General features: G+C 71.5%; 10 protein-coding genes and 1 riboswitch. Of the genes, 2 read left to right on the top strand and 8 right to left on the bottom strand.

What is annotated here, in order from left to right:
• Positions 1-19 precede the first annotated feature (19 nt).
• Positions 20-3,436, bottom strand: coding sequence for a PQQ-dependent sugar dehydrogenase (locus ACFRCR_RS03355; protein WP_377675556.1), 3,417 nt, complete (start codon positions 3,434-3,436; stop codon positions 20-22).
• Between the two features lie 651 nt (positions 3,437-4,087).
• Between ACFRCR_RS03355 and ACFRCR_RS03350 the strand changes: the two genes are divergently transcribed.
• Positions 4,088-5,227 carry a PrsW family glutamic-type intramembrane protease gene (locus ACFRCR_RS03350; RefSeq protein WP_377675555.1) on the top strand — a complete coding sequence of 380 codons (1,140 nt, stop codon included), beginning with the start codon at positions 4,088-4,090 and terminating at the stop codon, positions 5,225-5,227.
• Positions 5,228-5,277: 50 nt separating this feature from the next.
• Here the strand turns inward: ACFRCR_RS03350 and ACFRCR_RS03345 are convergent, their stop codons facing one another.
• Positions 5,278-5,700: a hypothetical protein gene (locus ACFRCR_RS03345; protein ID WP_377675554.1), complete on the bottom strand. Its 423-nt coding sequence runs from the start codon at positions 5,698-5,700 to the stop codon at positions 5,278-5,280.
• A gap of 199 nt (positions 5,701-5,899) precedes the next feature.
• Between ACFRCR_RS03345 and ACFRCR_RS03340 the strand changes: the two genes are divergently transcribed.
• Entirely contained in the window at positions 5,900-6,484 is a 585-nt protein-coding gene (locus ACFRCR_RS03340; protein ID WP_377675553.1) for an AAA family ATPase, read from the top strand.
• Here ACFRCR_RS03340 and ACFRCR_RS03335 read toward each other — a convergent pair.
• The 6 genes from ACFRCR_RS03335 to ACFRCR_RS03310 all read right to left on the bottom strand — a co-directional run bounded on the left by ACFRCR_RS03335 (position 6,453) and on the right by ACFRCR_RS03310 (position 13,998).
• A complete protein-coding gene (locus ACFRCR_RS03335) occupies positions 6,453-6,881 on the bottom strand; it encodes a (deoxy)nucleoside triphosphate pyrophosphohydrolase (RefSeq protein WP_377675552.1) in 429 nt (142 codons plus the stop codon). The two genes, ACFRCR_RS03340 and ACFRCR_RS03335, sit on opposite strands and share 32 nt — an antisense overlap.
• Positions 6,882-6,971: 90 nt before the next feature.
• On the bottom strand, positions 6,972-7,214 hold the full coding sequence (locus ACFRCR_RS03330; protein ID WP_138826958.1) for a LuxR C-terminal-related transcriptional regulator: 243 nt from the start codon (positions 7,212-7,214) through the stop codon (positions 6,972-6,974).
• Between the two features lie 379 nt (positions 7,215-7,593).
• On the bottom strand, positions 7,594-7,965 hold the full coding sequence (gene gcvH / locus ACFRCR_RS03325; protein WP_138826959.1) for a glycine cleavage system protein GcvH: 372 nt from the start codon (positions 7,963-7,965) through the stop codon (positions 7,594-7,596).
• 60 nt (positions 7,966-8,025) lie between these two features.
• Positions 8,026-9,201 carry a glycine cleavage system aminomethyltransferase GcvT gene (gene gcvT, locus ACFRCR_RS03320; RefSeq protein WP_377675551.1) on the bottom strand — a complete coding sequence of 392 codons (1,176 nt, stop codon included), beginning with the start codon at positions 9,199-9,201 and terminating at the stop codon, positions 8,026-8,028.
• Positions 9,202-9,325: 124 nt separating this feature from the next.
• Positions 9,326-12,226 carry an aminomethyl-transferring glycine dehydrogenase gene (gene gcvP / locus ACFRCR_RS03315; RefSeq protein WP_377675550.1) on the bottom strand — a complete coding sequence of 967 codons (2,901 nt, stop codon included), beginning with the start codon at positions 12,224-12,226 and terminating at the stop codon, positions 9,326-9,328.
• 209 nt (positions 12,227-12,435) lie between these two features.
• A riboswitch (glycine riboswitch) is annotated at positions 12,436-12,536 on the bottom strand.
• 28 nt (positions 12,537-12,564) lie between these two features.
• Complete coding sequence (locus ACFRCR_RS03310; RefSeq protein ID WP_377675549.1) at positions 12,565-13,998, bottom strand: lactate dehydrogenase; 1,434 nt, start codon at positions 13,996-13,998, stop codon at positions 12,565-12,567.
• Positions 13,999-14,000 lie beyond the last annotated feature (2 nt).

The following is a 14,000-nucleotide window of genomic DNA, read 5'->3' as shown; positions in this document are numbered from 1 at the left end:
GCCCCGGGCCACCACGTGCCTAGTTGCGGACGGTGAGGTTGAGCGACGTCGCGCTCTTGGTGACGCCGGTCGAGCCCTGGTAGGCGATCTCGACCTTGTAGGTGCCGACCTCGGGGAGCTTCGGGAGCGTCACGACGACGTGGCCCTCGGCGTCGAGCGTCCCGGTGCGGGTCGCGACCGTGGCGTTGTTGCGCTTGACCGTCACCGTGACGTCGCCCGTGGCGACGACGCCCGTCGAGCTCTCGACCGAGATGTTCGCCTTGGCGGCGATCGAGGGCTTGACCGGGTTGGGCGAGACCGAGCCCGTGACGGTCGAGGAGGCCGCGGCCACCGTGAGGCGCACGGTCGACGAGGACTTCTTGAAGACCTGGTCGGCCTGGTAGCTCGCCTTGAGGGTGTGCGTCCCGACGGCGAGCGACGGGTCGAGCGCGACCGTCGCGACGCCCTCGACGAGGGTTCCGCGGCCGACCTCGGTGTCGCCCGAGGTGAGGACGACGTCGCCCGTGGGCGTACCGCCCTGGCCCGTGACGGTGACCGTGGCCTCGCCAGGAGCCCCGTACGAGACCCGGGCCGAGGACACGGCGACCTTGGTGACCGACGAGACCGTGGGCTCGTTCGGTGCGGCAAGGTCGATCGTGAAGGAGACCGACCCGACCGTCGAGACGTTGCCGCCCGTGTCGGTCGCGCGGTACTGGAGGGTGCGCGCACCGTTGGTCGTGAAGTTCACGCTGTACGCGCCACCGGCCGCGGCCACGTTCGTCCAGGTCTGGCCGTTGTTGGCCGAGTACTGGACGCTCGCGAGCGCGCCGTCGTCCTTGACATCGAGGTTCATGCGCACGGCCTTGTTGTAGACGCCGCCCACGCCCGTGGGCGCCGCCGGGTCGAGCGAGTGCGTGATGGTCGGCGCCTTGACGTCACCGACACCCACGCCCTGGAAGTCGAACGAGTCGACGGCCAGCTCGTTGGCCGAGGTCACGAAGAGCGTGCCCGAACCCTGCGGGGCGTTCGTGAACGGCACCGTGACCTCCTTCCAGCCTGCGCCGGAGGGGATCTGCGCGGTCGCGAACGGTGCCGCGTCGGCCGCACCCCAGCGGAGCTGGAGCTGGCCGCCGCCGTTGGCTACGACCTTGACGCCCGTGATCCCGGCGAAGTTCACCGGGCTGTAGGACAGGTGGTCACCGGCGCCGAGGCCGCGGATCGCCTGACCGGCACCCGCCGTCTCGTCCTCGTAGGCCACGACACCCTTGCTCTTGGCGTGCTCGGCCTGCTGGACGAACGGGTTGAGCTGGACGGTCGCCTCGCCGGGGGCGGCCGGCAGGCCGTTGTGCCCGTTGTCGGTGTAGGACACGACGACGGCGCCGTAGATGTGCGCGCCCTCACCGTGCTGCGGCGAGTCGGGAGACGTCTTCCACGCCCCCGTGCAGCCCGTGCCCGAGACCTCGGGGTGGGCGTGCTCGTCGTGGCCCAGGCCGTAGGTCCACGCCACGCGGTTGCACGCGGTCGCGGTCCCGTCCTCCGCGTCGGTCGTCGAGACCTTGAACGGCACGGCCTGGCCCCAGCTGAAGAAGGAGCCGTCACCCGGGTAGTCGACCGTGACCGTCGGTGCCTGGTTGCCCACCGAGATGACCTTCGACGTCAGCGTGAACTTGCCCTTGGCGTCGGTGACGCGCAGACGGGCGTTGTACTGGCCGAGGGTCGTGTAGGTGTGGTTCGCCGTGACGCCCGTGGCGTCGAACGAGCCGTTGCCGTCGAAGTCCCACTGGTAGGTGAGGGCGTCGCCGTCGGGGTCGCTCGAGGTGCCCGCGTCGAAGGCCACCGCGAGCGGGGCCTCGGAGGACGAGGTCGGGTTCGCGGTGAACCGGGCCTGCGGGGCCTTGTTCCCCTCGGCGTAGGACACCTTGTAGAGGCCGGCGTCCGGGTTGGCGCGGAAGAACCCGTCGCCGTAGTCGAGCACGTAGAGCGAGCCGTCGGGCCCGAACTCCATGTCGATCATGTTGTCGTTGAGCGGCTGCGCGTTCTTCGCGAGCTGCGCGTTGGGCGTGAAGTCCTCGATGTGCGTGACCTCGTAGGAGTCCCAGTCGACCGTGAAGGCCGCGAGGTAGTCCTGCGAGAACTCACCGAAGAACGCCTTGTTGTCCCAGTACTCGGGGAGCTTGGACGTCGAGGGGTTCTCGGCGTCGTAGTGGTAGACGGGGGCTCCCATGGGGGCCTGGCCGCTGCCTGCCCCGAAGTTCACGAGCTCGTCCCACGGCTGGTCGCCGGGACGGTCGCCGTAGTAGAGCGTCGCCTCGCGGGCCGGCGGCAGGTCGACGAGGCCCGTGTTCCAGCGCGAGTTGTTCTTGAGCGCGGCCGGGTCGAAGAACGCCCCGGGCGTGCTCGTCGCGAAGTTCCACTCGTTGTAGGCCGCGTTGGGCCCGTGCACGTAGGGCCAGCCTGCGTTGTGCGGGTCGTCGAGGCTCACGGTGTTCCACTCGACGTAGCCCATGGGGCCACGGTTCGGGTCGGCGTTGGCCGCGTCCGGTCCGTAGTCGCCCCACGAGAGGCTGTTCGTCTCGGGGTCGACGTCGATGCGGAACGGGTTGCGGACACCCATCACGAAGATCTCGGGCCGGGTCTTCTCGGTACCGACCGGGAAGAGGTTGCCCTCGGGAATCGTGTAGGTGCCGTCCGCCTGGACCGTGATGCGCAGGATCTTGCCGCGCAGGTCGTTGGTGTTGCCGGCGCCGCGACGCGAGTCCAGACCGGGGTTCATCCCGGGAGCGTCGTTGTTGGGGGCGAAGCCGTTGGCTCCGGGCGCGCTGGCGGGGGTGTTGTCACCGGTCGACAGGTAGAGGTTGCCGTCGCCGTCCCAGTCGATGTCGGCGCCGACGTGGCAGCACTGACCGCGCTGGACCTCGACGTCGAGGATCTTCTGCTCGGAGGCCAGGTCGAGCCCGGTGCCGGTCCACTGGAAGCGGGAGAGACGGTTGACGCCCTTCCACTGGTCCCAGTAGCTCGCATCGGCGCCGGCGGGCAACGTGTTCGGCGCCGAGCCTGCGGGGGTGCCGCTGAGAGGGGCGTAGACGAGGTAGACCCAGTTGTTCTCGGCGAAGTTCGGGTCGACGGCGATGCCCTGCAGGCCGTCCTCGGAGTTCGCGTAGACAGGGATCTTGTTGGTGACCGACGTGACGCCGGTCTGGGGGTCCGTGAGCCGGACGTCCCCGTTGCGTGCGGTGTGCAGGATCTTGCCGTCGGGCAGGATCGCGAGGTCGATCGGCTCGCCGACGTCCTTGGTCAGGAGGATCTTCTCGTAGTTGGACCAGTCGAGCGCGGCCTCCGCGCCGGGCTCGCTGCCGTGGTCGACGCCGTCGTGCGCGGTCGCCGGGACCGTCGCGGCCGCGAGACCGGTCAGTGCCAGGACGCCGGCGAGGGAGGCGGCGACCACCCTTGATCTCACGGTCCTTCGTTCAGGAATAGACTTCACAGTGATGCAGCTCCTCATCGGGGTTCATCGCCGGGCCGAGCCACCGCTCGCTGCTGGAACAGCGGGAACACGGGTGGCTCGGTCTTTTGTCTGTACGGGGGCGGCGCCCAGGTCGTCGTGCCCGCGCCGCTGCTGCTGTCCTCCCCTCGCCGTCGAGTGGTGGTGGGACCCGGAGGTCGCACCGGCCGAGCACACCGGGGTCTCCCCCGTCGGGACGAGCGATCTCCCGCGAAGGCGAGATGCTCGGTATGTCATGGATCAGGGTGGATCTACCTGCGAGAACGATGGTCTTCCTCGACCATCTGGTAGGAATCTAGGGCGACTTTTATCGCCTGTCAATCAAAAGTCGAAACCTGCCGCTCACTAGTAGGGCACAGATGCCGAACACGCGCGCGCGGGAGGGACAGCCGAGCCCGCCCCCTGGGCCGGGGTGCGGGTGGTGCGGCCGACGGCCGCGTCGAGTGTGCAGTTCAGGTCGTTCCCGGCCCGTCCAGGACCACCCGAAGCGCACCCTGGGCGACGTCGCGTCGACCGGCCCCTGCCGCACCGCGCTCCAGCACCCCGCGGTCGGCGTGTCGTGCCGTTTCGTGGCGCGACGACGGAACCTGGTGATTGGCTGGCGCCATGATGCTGAACATCCTCGGCGCGGTCCTCCTGGTCGTCGGCTTCTACGCCGCGTGGCGCCTCGCCCCGCAGCGCCCCGACGCCCCTGCCGCAGGCTTGTTCCCCGACCCCGCCTCGAAGTCCCCGCGCAACCGCCTCTGGGACGGCCAGACCTGGACCGCGCAGGTCGCGGACGGCGCCGAGCAGGCGAACCGCGGTCACCGCTTCCGGGGCCGCTTCTGGGGCCGGTGGGTCTGGATCCTCGCCGCCGCGCTGGTCGTCCTCGGGATCGGGATCGCCGCCTATCGGGCGACCGAGAACGTGCACGTCATGGCCGTCACGAGCTTCCTGGCCATGGCTCTCGTGTGCTGGGCGTTCTACGGCTTCGTCGACCGCCAGCTCGCGCTGCGCGACGTGGTCGGCCTCCGTCAGGTCGCGGCCGTCGCGGTCGCCTCGGCCGGCGCCACGTTCCTCGTCGCCCTGAACCTCAACGACCTCACCGGATCGATCGGCGGGATCTCGCTCGCGACGGCCCTCGTCGGGCTCACCGAGGAGACCGCGAAACTGCTCGTCCCGATCGCGCTCTTCCTGCTGGGCACCTACCGCAACCCGCGCGCGGGCGTCGCGATCGGCCTCGCGGCCGGGTTCGGCTTCGCGATCGCCGAGACCACGCTGTACGCCTATCTGACGGCCGCAGCCTCCGGGCCGGACTTCTGCGGCGGCGAGACCCCTTCCGTCACCACCGGATCGGTGATCGCCGCCCAGGTCGCCCGCATCTTCGGCGTCTCGCCGTTCCACTGGCTCTTCACGGGCATCGCCGTCGCGATCGCCTGGCGGGCCTGGCACCTCTACGGGCGCAAGGGCACCCCTGCCGCGATCGGCGGGATCCTGCTCGTCATGGTCGTCCACTCGCTCAACGACACCAGCGCGACCCTGGGATGCGGTGAGCCCACCGTCCAGTCGCTCCTGGCCATGGTCCGCTACGTCCTGGTGATCGTCATGTACCTGGTCTTCAAGGCCTGGGCCCGCAAGCACACGCCGCCGCAGATGGTCGGCGCGGTCAGCAAGGGCTGGTCACCGAAGCACCTGGGCGAGCAGGAGGTCTCGGCCGACGAGGCCCCGGCTCAGGGCTCCCCCACCCGCGAGCCCGCCGACGGCTGAACCGTACGCACGACGACCGACGCCCCCGTCTGCACCACCGGGACGGACCGTCACGCCCGGAAGTACCGCCGGGACGCCCGGTTCCAGAGCAGCGCGAGCACCAGGAGCGCGACGACGATCGTGAGCACGGCCCCCGTCAGGTGGTGCGGGCCGAAGCGCAGCAGCTGGTAGACGCCGACGCCGGCACGGACCAGCATGACGACCGTGATCGCCATGAGGGCCCACCTCCCCCGGGTCTGGAGGCCGAGCGCGACGAGCACGACGAGGACCCCGACCACGAGGCTCAGGAGCGCGAAGAACTGGATCTCGGCGCGTGTCGCGGCGAGCGCCCCGGTCACTGCGGCGTCGCCCGCGAGCAGGAACAGCGCGACGCTGCTGACGACGTCGGTCACGGCTGCGATCCACGTCAGCACGACCGCCACGGTGACGCTCGTGGGTCGTGCCGGGGGGCCCAGTCCGGTGAGGTCGCTCATGCGGGTCACCTCTCTGCGTGGGGACGCCGTGCGTGCACGAGGCCCGGTCGGGCGGTCGGAGGTGGGTGCGGCGCCCGGTCATGGTCCCCGCGCGCCGCGTTCTGCGTCCCTCCGTGATACCAGCGCCAGGACGTGACCGCGCGGCGAGACCTCCCCGCCGGAGACGATGACCATCGGGCCCGTCGGGTAGGGTCCCCGGGTGCTCACCGCTCTCGGCCCCCTGGACGACGTCGTCGCGCACCTCGGGCACAGCCCTCGCCGCGTCCTCGTGGCCGGCGTCTCGGGGTCGGGGAAGACGACCCTCGCGCGGCGCGTCGCCGCACGGCTCGGCCTGCCGCACACCGAGATCGACGCGCTCTTCCACGGCCCGGGATGGACTCCTCGGGCGACGTTCCTCGACGACGTGCGCGACGTCGTCGGGCGGGAGGGGTTCGTCGTCGAGTGGCAGTATCGCGCGGCGCGACAGCTCCTCCTGGACGAGGCCGACCTCGTCGTGTGGCTCGACCTGCCCGTGGCGACGACGATGCGTCAGGTCGTGACACGTACGGTACGGCGCGCGCGGCAGCACGAGGTGCTGTGGAACGGGAACGTCGAGCCGCCGCTGCGGACGGTCTTCTCGGACCCCGGGCACGTCGTCAGGTGGGCGTGGTCGACGAGGCACTCGCTGCGCGACCTCCCGGCCACGGTCGCACGCCAGGACGCGCCGCCCACCCTCGTGCGCCTGCGCAGCAGGCGGCAGGTCGAGACCTGGGTCAGACGGCTTCCCGAGCCACCCAGTCGCTGAGCGCGTCGACGATCCGGACGTCGCCGTCCAGCCAGTCGACGCTCCCCCACTCGCCGGTCGGCAGCCAGGAGAGCGCGTCGTGCTCGACGAGCGGCTCGGGCTCCCCCGCGACGATGCGGGCGAGCCACAGCCGCATGACATGGCGGTCCGTGATGTTCCAGCCGCCTTCGTCAGGCCCGGCGAGCTCGTCACCGAGCTCGACCTGCACCCCCAGCTCCTCGCGGAGCTCGCGGTGCAGCCCGTCGACGGGCGTCTCCCCCGGATCGACCTTGCCCCCCGGGAACTCCCAGCGCCCGGCGAGCTCGACCGGCCGAGAACGGCGGGCGGCGAGCAGCAGGCGGGGGGTCGTGAGGTCGTCGACGACAGCGGCGGCCACCACGAGACGGCGGGAGATCATGTGCGCAGTGTTTCACGCCGACCACGACGGGACCTGGTCGGCCCGCACTCCCGCCCGCGGAACGGGCGGGGCCTCCCCCGAGAGCCGACGTCAGCGGATGCCCGCGTCCTTGGCCCACTGGACGGCCTCGGCACGAGTCGAGACGCCGAGCTTGCGGTAGAGGCTGCGCACCTGCGACTTCACGGTGTTGCGGGTGACGAACAGCTTGGTGGCGATCTGCTCCAAGGTGATGTCCTCGGAAAGGTTCGACAGCACGACCTGCTCACGGCGGGTGAGTGGTGCTGCGAGCTGGACGGCCGGCGACTCAGTCCGGGCCAGTTCGATGATGCTCATGCTTCCTCCATGTGCTGACCGGTCTTCCCATCGCGTCATGGGTCGATCCGGTGAGGTGCTGCTACTGGGAGAGATGGGCGAACCAGCGATTCATGACGCGGTTCTTCACCCTCAATCTCAGCGGTCTTTCACGACAAGGTCCCCTCCAGCGGGTTGCACAGTATCCACGCAGGTCAGATGCCAAAAAATGCGGCTCTGGCGACAACGGCCGATATCTCCGATGTGTCTCGGATCACCCTCCGGCCGTTGCGACAAGAAATGTGATCCGCCTCACAGTCTGGCGCCACAGCATGCTGAGTGACAACCGGAGACGCCCGAGGGCCGCCCTGCGACGTCGTCGCGGAGCGGCCCTCGGGGGACCTCGGGAGGAAGCGGAGGGTCAGCCGCCCACGAGCGCGCTGTACTCGTCGGCCGTGAGCACGGGCCCGGTCTCGGTCACGTCGACCTTGATGAGCCACCCCCCCGCGAAGGGCTCGGCGTTGACGAGCGACGGGTCGTCGATCGCGGCCTGGTTGACCTCGGCCACGGTCCCGGTGACGGGCGAGTACAGCTCGGAGACCGACTTGGTCGACTCGACCTCGCCGATCACCGCGCCCGCCGTGACGGTCGCGCCGACCTCGGGCAGCTCGAGATAGACGATGTCGCCGAGGGCCTCTGCGGCCGTGCTCGTGATGCCGACGACGGCGGGCGTCGAGGCGTCGAGCCACTCGTGCTCGGCGGTGTACTGCAGGTCGGCGGGGAAGTCTGCCATGAGGTGCTCCTGGTCTGCTGGTGGAGGATCGGGGGGCGGGAGGTCGGGCCGGGGCCCGGGTCAGGACGCCTGAGGACGACGGTAGAACGGCATGGGCACGATGACCACCGGCTCCTCACGCCCTCGGACGTCGACCGCGAGCTCGGTGCCCTCGGCACTGAACTCGGGCGTCACGTAGGCCATCGCGATCGGGTACCCGAGGGTCGGCGAGGGAGCCCCCGAGGTGACGAAGCCGATCTGCACGTCGGGCTCCTTGCCCGGGATCACGACGGCGTAGCCTGCGCGAGCCGGTCGTCTGCCCAGCCCACGCAGGCCGACGAGCACGCGCGCGGGCTGAGCACCCTTGCGCGACGCGAGAGCCGCCCGCCCCACGAAGTCGAGCGGTGCGCCCTGGGCGTCGACCTTGTCGAGCTTCACGACGCGACCCAGGCCCGCCTCGTAGGGCGTCGTGGTCGTGTCGAGCTCGTGGCCGTAGAGCGGCATGCCTGCCTCGAGGCGCAGCGAGTCGCGGGCCGAGAGGCCCGCAGGGACGAGGCCGAGGGGCTCCCCCGCGGCCAGCACCTTCTGCCACAGCTCGCGGGCCTGCGCGGTGGGGACGAACAGCTCGAACCCGTCCTCCCCGGTGTACCCGGTCCGCGCGACCAGGGCGTCGATCCCGGCGACCCGGACCTCGACCGATGCGTAGTACTTCAGGTCCCTGATGACTTGTACATCGTCGCCGGCGAGGAGCGAGCCGACGATCTCCTCGGCGCGCGGCCCCTGGACCGCGACGAGCGCGGTGTCCACGGCCTGGTCGACGACGGTCGCGTCGAAGCTCTCGCACCGACGGACGAGCTCGTCGGTCACGAGCGGCGCGTTCCCGGCGTTGGCGACGACCAGGAACCGCTCCGTGCCCAGGCGGTAGACGACCAGGTCGTCGAGGACCGAGCCGTCCTCGGCGCAGATCATGGTGTAGCGAGCACGACCTACGGCCACCGCGGTGAGGTCGCCGACGAGGGCGTGGTCCAGGGCGGCGGCCGCCTGCGGCCCGCTGACCTCGATCTCGCCCATGTGGGAGAGGTCGAACAGCCCTGCCGCCTCCCGCACCGCACGGTGCTCGGCCAGGTCGCTCGTGTAGCGCAGCGGCATCTGCCACCCGCCGAAGCTCGTGAGCGAGGCGCCCAGGGCGACGTGCTCGTCGTGGAGCGGGCTGAGGCGGTCAGCGGCCGGGGTGGTGTCCTGCACGGGCTCCGTCATGGTGATCCTCTCTGCGGTGTCCGGACGAGGGTGACCTCTACGTCACGCACGCCCTGACGGTCCTGGGGTGGGTCGAGGTGTCGGGACCAGCGTGGCCTCGAGGTTCACGCTGGTCCCGACGACCTCAGGAGTACGACTCGATCGGGGGGCAGGAGCACACGAGGTTGCGGTCGCCACGCGCCCCGTCGATGCGCCGCACGGGCGGCCAGTACTTGCCCGACCGCAGAGCAGCGAGCGGGTAGGCCGCGACCTCGCGCGAGTACGGCTTGTCCCAGGCGTCCGAGACGACCGCGGCGGCCGTGTGCGGTGCCCCGCGCAACGGCGACTCCTCGATGCCCCAGGTGCCGGCCGCGACCTCGTCGATCTCGGCCTTGATCGCGACCATCGCTGCGACGAAGCGGTCGAGCTCGGCGAGGTCCTCGCTCTCGGTCGGCTCGACCATGAGCGTGCCCGCGACCGGGAAGGACAGCGTGGGCGCGTGGAACCCGTAGTCCATGAGGCGCTTGGCCACGTCCTCGGCCGTGACACCGGTCTGCGCGGTGAGAGGACGCAGGTCGAGGATGCACTCGTGCGCGACCAGCCCCGCCTCGCCCGTGTAGAGCACGGGGAAGTGCTCGGTCAGGCGGCTGGCCAGGTAGTTCGCGGCGAGCACGGCGGTCTTGGTCGCGGCCTCCAGGCCGTCGGGGCCCATGAGGGCGACGTACGCGTAGGAGATCGGCAGGATGCCGGCCGAGCCGAAGGGCGCGGCCGAGACCGGCGCCGCCCCCTCCCCCGTGAGCGGGTTGCCGGGGAGGAACGGCACCAGGTGCTCCGCGACCGCGACGGGGCCCACGCCGGGGCCGCCGCCGCCGTGCGGGATGCAGAACGTCTTGTGCAGGTTCAGGTGCGAGACGTCGCCGCCGAACTCTCCCGGACGCGCGAGCCCCACGAGCGCGTTGAGGTTCGCACCGTCGATGTACACCTGGCCACCAGATGCATGTACAAGGTCGCACACCTCGCGTACGTGCTCCTCGTAGACGCCGTGCGTCGAAGGGTAGGTGATCATGATCGCCGCGACCTGGGGACCGTGCTGGTCGAGCTTGGCGCGCAGGTCGTCGAGCTGGACCTCGCCCTTCTCGGACGTCGCCACGACCACGACGCGCATGCCCGCGAGTGCCGCAGAGGCCGCGTTGGTGCCGTGGGCCGACGCGGGGATGAGGCACACGTCGCGCCCCTCCTCGCCGCGCGAGCGGTGGTAGTCGCGGATCGCGAGCAGGCCCGCGAACTCGCCCTGCGAGCCCGCGTTGGGCTGCACCGAGACGCCCGCGTAGCCCGTGATCTCGGTGAGCTGGCTCTGCAGACCGTCGATCAGCTCGGCGTAGCCCAACGCCTGGTCGGCGGGCACGAACGGGTGCAGGTCCGCGAACCCGGGCCAGGAGATGGCCTCCATCTCGGCGGTCGCGTTGAGCTTCATGGTGCACGAGCCCAGCGGGATCATGGTGCGATCGAGCGCCAGGTCCTTGTCGGAGAGCGAGCGCAGGTAGCGCAGCATCGCGGTCTCGGAGCGGTGCCGGTGGAACACCGGGTGGGTCAGGTAGCCGGTCGTGCGCAGCAGGTCGGCGGGCAGCACGCTGCCGCCGCCGACGAACCCGAGGTCCCGGCCGTCCGCGAAGACCTCGACGAGCGCGAGCACGTCGTCGGGCGACGTGGTCTCGTCGCACGCGATCTGTACATGATCGGAATCCGGGTTGTACACGTTGATGCCGGCCTCCGCGGCGGCAGCGACGAGTGCCGCCGCGCGGCCTGGCACCACGGCCGACACGGTGTCGAAGAAGACGTCGTGCCGTACCTCGACACCCGCGGCCCGCAGGCCGTTCGCGAGCGCCACTGCCCGCGAGTGCACACGCTCCGCGATCTCCTTGAGGCCCGCGGGCCCGTGGTAGACCGCGTACATCGACGCGACGATCGCGAGCAGCGCCTGGGCCGTGCAGATGTTGCTCGTCGCCTTCTCGCGACGGATGTGCTGCTCACGGGTCTGCAGAGCCAGTCGGTAGGCCTGGTCACCGTCGGCGTCGACCGACACCCCGACCAGGCGGCCCGGGAGAGAGCGCTCCAGGCCCTTGCGCACCGCCATGAACGCGGCGTGCGGGCCGCCGTAGAACAGCGGGACCCCGAAGCGCTGGGCCGAGCCCACCGCGACGTCCGCGCCGAGCTCGCCGGGGGAGACGAGCAGCGTGAGGGCCAGGAGGTCGGCCGCGATCGTCACCAGACCGCCCTGCTCCTTGGTCTCGGCGACGAGGGGACGCAGGTCCCGGACCACGCCCGAGGCGCCGCTCTGCTGCAGCACCACGCCGATGAGCCGCTGGTCCGCCACACCGGCGGCGACGAGGCCTGCCGTCACACCCTCGGACAGGTCGACCACGACCACCGGCAGACCCACCGACTCGGCCCGCGCCCGGGTCACCGCGATCGTCTGGGGGAACAGCTCGGAGTCCAGGACGACGACACCCGCCCCGCCCTTGGCCGCGCGCCACATGAGCGCGACCGCCTCGGCGACCGCGGTGGCCTCGTCGAGCAGCGACGCGTTGGCGACCTCGAGCCCGGTCAGGTCGAGGACCACGGTCTGGAAGTTGAGCAGCGCCTCGAGGCGACCCTGCGAGATCTCGGGCTGGTAGGGCGTGTACGCCGTGTACCAGGCGGGGGACTCGAGCACGTTGCGTCGGATGACCGGCGGAGTGATGGTCCCGTAGTAGCCGAGACCGATCATCTGGGTCTTGACGACGTTCTTGGCCGCGATGGCACGCAGGTCCGCGAGGACCTCGGACTCGGTGCGGGCTGCGGGCAGGTCGAGCGGGCGGTCGGTCCGGATCGAGTCGGGGACCGCGGCGTCGATCAGCGCGTCGAGCGAGTCGTACCCGAGCTCGGCGAGCATCGTCGCGACCTCGCCCGAGGGTGCGGCGGCCGCGTCGTCGCTCACAGGGCGGGGGCCGAGGTGGCGGAACGGGAAGTGCGCGCGGTCGAACGCGTCGCTGGACTGCTGTGTCACGGAGGTCTCCGGGGGTCGGCGAGGAAGACGACGGCAGGCCCAGGGGCCGAACCGTTCCTCCCCGCTCTGTCATCGGACGCGCAGCGTCGACCTGAGAGTTTTGCCGGTCCGCCATGGTCCTCGCGGACCCGGGGCGCGCCGGCTTGCACCGTCGGTAGGGGACCCCTCCGCCCGAGGGCGGACGCGGAGCCACCGCTTTCCAGAGTTGCCTCGCCACCGCGGTACGTCGGCCTGAGAGATTCTCGGGGAGGAGTTGCTCCTTCGGCGCCGACCTCACCCTGAGGTGGCCGGGCTCTCCCGCAATGGTTCGAGCAGCAGTATGTGGTTGTGGGCCCAGCCTAGCGCCCACGGTCGAGCGGCCGCGCGGCCGTCTCGCGCGGAGCACCGTGCACGACGACGGAGCGCACCGTCGCGAGGCGTCCCACGGCACGCTCGAGCGCCCGGGCACGGCGTTCGCTGGCCCGGAAGCTCACGTGGATCGTGCCCGCGTCGCCGTCGCCCTCGACCTCCTCGGTCGCGAGGTGCTCGAAGCTCACGCCGCGCGTCGAGAAGACGCCCGTGAGGCCGGTCAGGGTGCCCGCACGGTGCACCCCTTCGACCTGGGCGACCCAGGAGGGCTCGGCAGCCTCGGGGCCGTCGGTCCTCTCGGGGCCGGCAGGCCCCGCGACCCCCGCGACCCCCGCGATCGATCCGCCCGGCCCACCCACCACTCCCGCCGTCCGCAGGGCCGACCCCACGGCTGCCGCCGCTCCGCGCAGGCGGTGCGTCTCGTCGTCGGGCAGGGAGTCCAGGAGGACGCGCGTCCACCCCTCGGGACCCAGCACGAGCGGGACGCCCAGGACCCCGTGCTGCGGCTCGCCTGCGAGCGCCACCTCGCCGTCGAGCGCGACCTGTCCGGCGACGACGATCTCGCGACCGTCGAGCACGACCTCGACGAGGTCGACCGTCGCGGAGGCCGTGGCGGTCGCGGTCTTGGCGCCGCTCTGGTGCGTCATCCAGGGGCGCGCGACGACGCGCAGGTCGGCGGGCCAGGTGTCGATCAGGCGGTAGGCCGCGCCGACGTCGGTGGCCGCGACCTCGACGAGCTGGGCCTTGGCGGCGGCGATCTCGGCCGGGAACGCGTCGAGCGTGCGTCCCCGGCGCAGGAGCCGCACGGCCCGGTCGCGCTCGGCGAGGTCGTGCCCGCTGAGGCGGACTGTCGACCAGAGCGGCACGGCGTCCTCGCCGTGCTGCCCCCCGACGAAGCCGCCCACGCGGTGCCGTCGGACGCCCAGCTCGACGGCGATCTCGCGCCGGAAGCGCAGCGTGTCGAGCCAGGCCCCCATCCCGACCACGCGCCGCGCGCCCAGCGCCCGGGCCATGACGGCGACGCCGACCTCGACGGGGTTGGACACCACGATCACGACCTCGTGCCCGGAGCCGTGGCGCGCGATCGCGTCGGCGTACTCGGCGAAGATCTCGCGGTTGGCGACGGCGAGCCCGGTCCGGTCGAGCGAGGCGCCCGAGCGGGCGGGCGTCGTCGCGCCGGCCGCGACGACGACCACGTCGGCGACGACGTCGGCGGGGGAGTGGGCCACGTCGATGAGCGGGGCGTGCTCGTCGTAGGCGTCGACGAGGTCCGCACGCAGCCCGTGGACCGCGCGCCCCGACGCACCGCCGGGCCGGCCGACGAGCTGCAGCCGGGAGGTCGTGGGCAGGACGCGCCGCTCGACGAGCTGCGTCACGACCTGCCGCCCGACGTCGCCGGTCGCTCCGAGCACCGCTACGTCCATCC

The sequence above is a fragment of the Oerskovia sp. NPDC056781 genome, assembly GCF_042789955.1.
GTDB lineage: Bacteria > Actinomycetota > Actinomycetes > Actinomycetales > Cellulomonadaceae > Oerskovia > Oerskovia rustica.
The sequence above is the reverse complement of the archived record's forward strand: the minus strand, read 5'-3'. Positions and strand labels throughout refer to the sequence as shown.

Excerpts from the sequence above, each read along its gene's own strand:
- ACFRCR_RS03335 (WP_377675552.1), bottom strand. The coding sequence starts at position 6,881 with ATGATCTCCCGCCGTCTCGTGGTGGCCGCCGCTGTCGTCGACGACCTC.
- ACFRCR_RS03310 (WP_377675549.1), bottom strand. The coding sequence starts at position 13,998 with ATGGACGTAGCGGTGCTCGGAGCGACCGGCGACGTCGGGCGGCAGGTC.
- ACFRCR_RS03330 (WP_138826958.1), bottom strand. The coding sequence starts at position 7,214 with ATGAGCATCATCGAACTGGCCCGGACTGAGTCGCCGGCCGTCCAGCTC.
- ACFRCR_RS03345 (WP_377675554.1), bottom strand. The coding sequence starts at position 5,700 with ATGAGCGACCTCACCGGACTGGGCCCCCCGGCACGACCCACGAGCGTC.
- gcvT (WP_377675551.1), bottom strand. The coding sequence starts at position 9,201 with ATGACGGAGCCCGTGCAGGACACCACCCCGGCCGCTGACCGCCTCAGC.
- ACFRCR_RS03350 (WP_377675555.1), top strand. The coding sequence starts at position 4,088 with ATGATGCTGAACATCCTCGGCGCGGTCCTCCTGGTCGTCGGCTTCTAC.
- gcvH (WP_138826959.1), bottom strand. The coding sequence starts at position 7,965 with ATGGCAGACTTCCCCGCCGACCTGCAGTACACCGCCGAGCACGAGTGG.